This is a genomic window from Hyphomicrobium sp. ghe19, from assembly GCF_902712875.1.
Classification (GTDB): domain Bacteria; phylum Pseudomonadota; class Alphaproteobacteria; order Rhizobiales; family Hyphomicrobiaceae; genus Hyphomicrobium_B.
The window spans coordinates 4,590,804-4,597,500 of the sequence record NZ_LR743509.1; the positions used below are offsets into that span (position 1 = coordinate 4,590,804).

General features: G+C 57.8%; 6 protein-coding genes (1 of these 6 running past the window's edge). 2 read left to right on the forward strand and 4 right to left on the reverse strand.

Annotated features, from left to right (window positions below; all coding sequences use genetic code 11):
- Positions 1-43 precede the first annotated feature (43 nt).
- Together AACL53_RS21860 and AACL53_RS21865 are read right to left on the reverse strand one after the other, a co-directional pair.
- On the reverse strand, positions 44-1,426 hold the full coding sequence (locus AACL53_RS21860) for a glycosyltransferase family 39 protein (RefSeq protein ID WP_339086808.1): 1,383 nt from the start codon (positions 1,424-1,426) through the stop codon (positions 44-46).
- A 319-nt stretch (positions 1,427-1,745) separates the two neighbouring features.
- The gene (locus AACL53_RS21865) at positions 1,746-3,230 is read right to left on the reverse strand and encodes a DUF1254 domain-containing protein (RefSeq protein ID WP_339086809.1); all 1,485 of its coding nucleotides are present in this window, start codon (positions 3,228-3,230) and stop codon (positions 1,746-1,748) included.
- Between the two features lie 225 nt (positions 3,231-3,455).
- Between AACL53_RS21865 and AACL53_RS21870 the strand changes: the two genes are divergently transcribed.
- The gene (locus AACL53_RS21870; protein WP_339086811.1) at positions 3,456-4,298 is read left to right on the forward strand and encodes a c-type cytochrome; all 843 of its coding nucleotides are present in this window, start codon (positions 3,456-3,458) and stop codon (positions 4,296-4,298) included.
- 151 nt (positions 4,299-4,449) lie between these two features.
- A complete protein-coding gene (locus AACL53_RS21875; RefSeq protein WP_339086812.1) occupies positions 4,450-4,878 on the forward strand; it encodes a cytochrome c family protein in 429 nt (142 codons plus the stop codon).
- A 98-nt stretch (positions 4,879-4,976) separates the two neighbouring features.
- Here AACL53_RS21875 and AACL53_RS21880 read toward each other — a convergent pair whose 3' ends face one another.
- Positions 4,977-5,237, reverse strand: coding sequence for a hypothetical protein (locus AACL53_RS21880; RefSeq protein ID WP_339086814.1), 261 nt, complete (start codon positions 5,235-5,237; stop codon positions 4,977-4,979).
- A 196-nt stretch (positions 5,238-5,433) separates the two neighbouring features.
- Positions 5,434-6,697 carry the 3' portion of a M23 family metallopeptidase gene (locus AACL53_RS21885; RefSeq protein ID WP_339086816.1) on the reverse strand. Its footprint extends 809 nt past the window's final position, so 1,264 of the gene's 2,073 nt are visible here — the last part of the coding sequence; its start codon lies beyond the right edge, outside the window — the gene reads right to left on this strand; it ends in the stop codon at positions 5,434-5,436.

A 6,697-nucleotide genomic window follows, 5' to 3' on the forward strand; every position in this document is an offset into this window, starting at 1 on the left:
TCGGCGAGCAAGATAGCGCCTGGTAATACAATAGTCGACAAACCTATTCAAATCTAAGTAAAATCGAGTGGTCTAATGCCAGGCGAGACATTATTCGTCCTTTGCCTTGCGCAATAATCGCTGGTGCGTCCGTTGAGGGAACCACGATCCATGCGGGTTTAGCGATCGTCGATATCGTATTTGCACGGATTGTCGTGACCCTGGAGGGCACATACGAAAATTCATTCAGGCCCGCGCGCGGATCTGTCCGATAAATTGGAGCGGGCGCATTGCGGACGAGCTCAACGATTTGTGCACCGCTGATTTTCGAATGAATATAAGCTGGTGTGATCAGCCCATCGAAAACTGAATGGACCGCCGCATATCCCAACAAAACCGTCGTGATACAAATGCCGCTCGCGACGAGGACTGTCCTGCGCTCCGACAAAGCGTCGTAGGCGATGCCCCCGAGCACGCATAGTGGCAGCACCATCGGCAAGACATAGCGGGGATTGACCTCGGCTGGCCAAAACAGAATGACCACGGTGCAGGCGAAAGCGTAGCAGCTCAGTGCCAGCACAAAATTTTGCGGGACGGTTTTTTTGACGGAACTGCGGCCCGTCAGCAGTAGGGCGATAGCCATCAACGCCGCTGGAAGAGACTCGAAAAAGAAGTCGGCCGCATTGGCGAGCGGGTGCGGCTGAGCGATCCCGGGAGATGCAAGCCTTGTGTATCTCAACCATTCGCTTTGATCACCGGGAACGAAGACATATGCGTACCATAAGCCGGTGGGGATGGCCGCCAGAAAGCCCGCTAGAATGAGGCCCGGAATTTGCCACCACGTAGAGGTCATGGCGACGAAGGTCAGAAGACCAAGCATGAAATAGGCAACGGGCTGAGGTCCCTTCATCAGTGCCGCTACCGCCAGAAGTCCGCCAATTCCAATCCAGCAACTGAGAGAAATTCGCCCGGTGGCATATGAGCGCCACCAAACGAGGAATGCGCCGAACAATACGACTGCGAGTGGAATGTCGGCCACCGACGTCACGTAATATCGCATGACGATGGGGCTCGCTAAAAATAGGGCCGCCCCAAACACGGCCGCTTCGGCGCTCGCCACGGGCCGCAAGGCGCGCCAAACCAGCAGAATACCGGACAGAAGAGATAGAATTATTGGGAGACGTGCAATGAATGGACTGACGTGGCCGAACGGCAGGCTAATCGCCGCTATCAGCCAGGATAGAAGCGTCGGGCGCTCTATCCAACGCGCATTGTAGATGTGCGGAGTAAGCCAATTCCCATCGTCCAACGCGCTTTGAGCAATCGTTACAGTCAGTCCTTCAACATAATGGTACCCATGAAAAAGCGCTGGCGGCACCGAGACCAGGAGACAGACGCCGATCAGCAAGGGAAGCGAGAAATCTCGACCCGCTACTGCCCCCCACAATTGAATGACTCGTTGGGCTGCTCGTTGCAGAGCTGCCGCCCGCCCATTTTCACCGAGGGGGAAACCAACAATTTCATTCGTCATTTTATTTTGGGTGCCTGACGGAGACAGGAAATCGAGAGCTTATATATCTGATCACCTGCTTCTCATCGAAGGCGGAATAGCGCCGGCATTCTTACTGTTCTGTAAGCATTTCGCTTTGCAGGTCGCTGTGGTGCATCAATGCAAACGCCACGCTCTCTTGGGCTGTCGTGATCCAAAGACGACCTTCCACATTTGAAAGGAGAACGCCCCTTGAGCGAGGGGCGTTCTTATGACCTCACTGGGCTGTCACCGGCGCGATGCCTAGGCTCCGCACCACAGGCGGCGGGTTCCATTTGCCGGTGAGCGCATCGGATTGCGGGGCGTAGAGGCGCAAGGTGAGATTGAACGGCCCTTCTGGTGCAGGCAGCCAGTTCGCTTCTTTATCGGCGCCGGGGCTGTCATTTTGAAAATAGAGATCGAGTGAGCCGTCCGCGTTGAACTTGAAGGGCATCCAGCTGCTGACAGCGAAGCGATTTAGATCGTTGGCAACCTGGAACCCCTCATCATCGTAGAGCGTGATTGACCAGAAGGCGTTGACCGGCGGCATCGTCGCCTTGTCAAAATGGATTGTGTATTTATTGGCGCCGTCGAGAGGCTTGCCAGTGTCGTCTGCGAGGTTTGCTGGATAGATCGCGTCCTCGGGCAGGTTGGCGCCGAGGCCAAATTGGGTGATCAGGGCTCGTTTCAGATAGTAGTTGCCGTAGACGCCCATCGTGTCGGTGTTCATCGACCAGCCGTTGGCCACGCGTGCCAATGTCGGGAGCTTCCATTTGATGAGCTGCTGCGCGTCCTGCGGAGCCGTCTCAAGCGCCTTTTGAACGGCGGGATCCAACTTGGTGATGTCGAAGCTCTTGCCGGGCTCAATGCCGATATGGCGCATCTGCGCGATGATCGGTTGATCCGTAATGTGCGGAGGGTGCAGCTTCAAAAGTTCGGCGGCATAAGCAAAGAATTTGCCGGCAGGCATTGTATCGACGAGGGTTTTGGGCGGCGTCTTCACGTCGACGCTCGGATCAATCTTGGCTTCGATCGGCGCCGGGGCTTTGCCCCATTCGGAGAGCGGCGTGATCTTGAAGCCTGACTGGATTTCGTGAACCGCATCGTAATCCGCCGGGCCATCCGTCTTCGTGCGTCCAATAATCCAGACGTAAGGCGTCGGGGCGTCGATGAGCTGGGTGTCTTTCGGCAGCCCGAAATCCTCAATCATCTTTCCTTTCAGTTCGGGCTTCCAGCCCGGCGGCACGAGAACAAAGTTACCGGCTTGTGTTCCGGTCGTTCGCCAGCCGGGTGACGCAAAGACATCCGTCCACATATCGAGCATCGGCAGAAGATAGTACCGCCCATGCGTATCGGGCACCGAGACAACGACGGGCTCTTTCGTGAGATCAAGCCAGGCGCTCGAATAGAGCGTATCGAAATTCGGGCGGACGACGACCCGCATGTCGGCAGTCGGATAGGATTCTATGTTGGCGAAGGTATTCATCGGACCACCGATCGATTCCTCGCCGGCCGGCGTATTGATTAGCTGCTTCCGGGTCAGATCCATCGTCACGGGGGAATAGAAATACAGGTAGGCATTGACGGCGATGTCGTGTGCTTCCTGGGGGGTGATGCTCTGGGCTCTTACCGCCGTCGATTGACCGATCACTACGGCAAAGGACCAAGCGGCAATCGACGCGCTTATACATAGGCGTCGTCCTCGCGCTGAACGTTCTGGCATCTTGCAGGCTCCTGCCCTCTCGACACCCCGTGGCCCTATGAAAACACTTCTTTTCCTGCGAACGCGCGAGATCCCGTTGCAAAAGGTAAACAACGAATTTCGCGTCTGGATAACGAGCGTCTGCTGGATCCGGGCCTTCGCGGGGATGTCGGTCGGGCGGGTATTTTGCGGCCGTTAACGCTTCCGAGGTTAGAGGATAGGTCCTACTAGCTGCGCGGGGGGCCAATGAGCGGACCAAATGCCAAGGGAATAGTGCTGCTCGTTGGGCTGACAGCAGGGCTCATCGGACTTGGTGCCGGATACATCGTGTGGGGATGGCCACCTAACTGGTACGCATCTCGCGACGTCTTCAAGCTTCCGGCAACTCCTGAAAACCAGTTGATCCAGTATGGATGGCAGCTCGTTACGGAGACGCCGCATTTGATCGGCAAGAGCGCCTCGGATCCGGCATTACGATATGCCGGCAACGATTTGGCTTGCACGCAATGTCATTTGAAAGCCGGGAGCAAACCGTTCGCAGCACCTTTTGTTTCGACGTTCGCGTCATTCCCCATGATGGCGAACGATGAAGTCGTGACGCTCTCCGAGCGCATCAATGGGTGCATGACGCGCAGTATGAATGGCCAGCCGCTGCCCGAAAACGGACGCGAGATGGATGCCCTCATCGCCTACATGCGATTTGTTGGAAAAGACTCTCCGGAAGGTGTGCGGGTGGCCGGGATGGGACTGCTGCCGCTAGCGCCGGCACAGCAAAAACCGGACCGTGAGCGCGGTGAGAAAATTTTCTCCGACTCATGTGCCAGCTGTCACGGAACGAACGGTCAGGGCCAACGTGGATTGCCACCCGAGGTTGGTTTTTCGGTGCCGCCGCTGTGGGGCGCAGATTCGTTCAATTCAGAAGCGGGCATGAGCCATATAGAAACTGCCGCGGCCTTCATCCGAGCCAACATGCCCTACTTAACGACGGACTATCGCAATCCGTTTTTGAGCGAACAGCAGGCATGGGACGTAGCGGCTTACGTTACATCGCAGCCGCGGCCGTCCAAGCCTTCGGAACAGCCTCGCTGATAGAAGCAGGTCCGCGAATAATCAGATGCGGAATTCGCCGCGAACGGCGCCGCGTGTAACTTGTCGGATTTGTAAACGTTTCGAGAGGAACACTGCTTATTCTTCCACGTTCATCATCCGTCGAAGCATCTCAAACTTTCCTCCAGGTCGCATGAAAAAAATTTCCCTTCAGGCCGGCGTCGTTCTCGTCGCCGCAGCCGCAACTCTCTATTGCCTCGGCACGACCGCGGCAGTTCTCGCTCAAAGCAATCCCTCCAACGACGACCTCGAGCTGGCCTTCAACGGCCATTGCCGCGAGTGTCACGCGTTCGACAAGGGCGACAATCGATTGGGTCCGACGCTTTACGGCGTCGTCGGCCGGAAGGCGGGGACCGTTCCAGGCTTTGAATATTCGGATTCGCTCAAGAGTTCGGGCATCACTTGGGACGAGAAGACGCTCGACCAATGGATCACCAATCCGAATGCGGTCGTGCCGGGGAACAACATGGGCGCGATCTTCAGCGGGCTAGCGGATGCGGGCGAGCGCGCGAAGATCATCGCCTTCCTCAAGCAGGATACGAAGTCGGGCAACAAGATGTGAGGTGCTGATTGCAATAGGTGACACGCCTTTGGCGCGTGTCTGTGATTGCGATCGGCGACTCCACTCCGTGGAGCCGGCCGCCGATCGCGGAAGACTGATTAGTTGCGCGGACGATCACGATCGCGATCGCGGTTGTAACGGGCGCGGTGGTAACAGCGCTTCGCGCCGATTTTGCACGCGATGTTCGGACCGGCGGTGTAGCCGATGACGCCGCCTGCGACGAGGCCGACGGGACCAAATACAACTGCTCCTGCGAGGCCGCCTAATGCTGCATCGGTCACGCGTTCATAAGCGTTGGCGGCGGCCGGTCCGATGACAATGCCTGCGGCGACGACAAGACAGCCTGCAAAGGTCTTCATGGTTCTTCCCTCCGTGGTTTCGTCCCCCGCGGACGTGTTGAGACCCAGATCGCATCATCCGCGATTCGAAATCTGATGACGACCCCGAGCTTTCCATCAGAGTATTCACAAATGGTTTCTGAGATTTTTTCGCGCGCGGGTTATTCTCGTGATGCGCAAACGCGAGATGCACGGCGGCGAACGAAACAGAACGGCGCTATTTGTTCTGCTGCATCACGGGCGTGCGGCGCATGAGCTCTTCAATGCGGCCGCGCTCTTTCTGGAATTCGGCGAGATCCTTGCCGTCGAGCTTTCTTTCACGCGGCACCTGAATCGACATTGGATCGACGAAGCGGTTGTTGACGAGCACCTCGAAGTGCACGTGCGGACCTGACGACAAACCTGTCGATCCAACGAAGCCGATGACCTGGCCCTGGCGGACTTTCATGCCGGGGGTCACGTTTCCGAAGCGGCTCATGTGGCCGTAAGCGGTCTGATAGCCGTTGGCATGACGAATGCGGATATAATTGCCGTAGTAGCCCTTGTGTCCGACTTCCTCGATCGTTCCGTTGCCTGCGGCAATGATCGGGGTGCCCTGCGCGCAGGCCCAGTCGACGCCGGTGTGCATTTTTCGCGAGTTGAGCAGCGGGTGGAAACGAACGCCGAAGCCGGACGTGAGGCGCACGTCGTCGCCGCGAACGGGCTTGCGGACAAGGAACTTCTTCGAGTTGTTGCCGTCCTCGTCGTAGTAGTCGACGACGCCATCGGCCGAGCGGAAGCGATAGAATTTGTAGAGAGCGCCGCCGCTCGAGATCGCCGTGTAGAGAAGTTCGCCGGGATTACCGTCGGTCGATTGATCGTCCTTCATGTCGAAGAACATCTCGAGCGCATCGCCCGGGCGGACGCGGCGGCGGAAGTCCGTATCGAAGGCATTGATGCTCAACACCTTCGAGATGGTTTCGGGCGGCAGACTTTGATTGAGGCCTGCGAAATAGACGCTGGCATAGAGGCTGACGTTCTGCGGATCGTCGCCGTCGCTGTTGGCGATGTGCTGCAGCTCGTCGTTGAACGGCGGTTGCGAAGAGCCGACGAATTCGCCGGCGGCGCTGCGGCTGACGGTGACGAGATGGTCGTGGCCATCGGAGAATATCGAGTAGCGCGCCGGTTCCATCTTGCGCGGATCGGAGAGCGAGGGAATGAGCGTTATGCGAACTTCCTGGCCCGGAACGAGTGCGTTCTCCGAGAAGATTGCGTGACCCGCCTCGATCATGCTGTGCACGTCCCATTCGGGCGCGCCGGCTTTGGCGAGGATTTTTGCGAGCGTGTCCTGCGGGCCGACCTTCACGACGATCACCTGTCCGCCTTCGAGGTCGTCGGACGGCTCGTCGGGGGCTTCGGTCGACTTGAAGATATCGGTCGTGTTGAGATTGTCCGACGTCGCCGCCTTTGGCTGCCAGGAGTCCGTTCCTTGCGCGGGTACC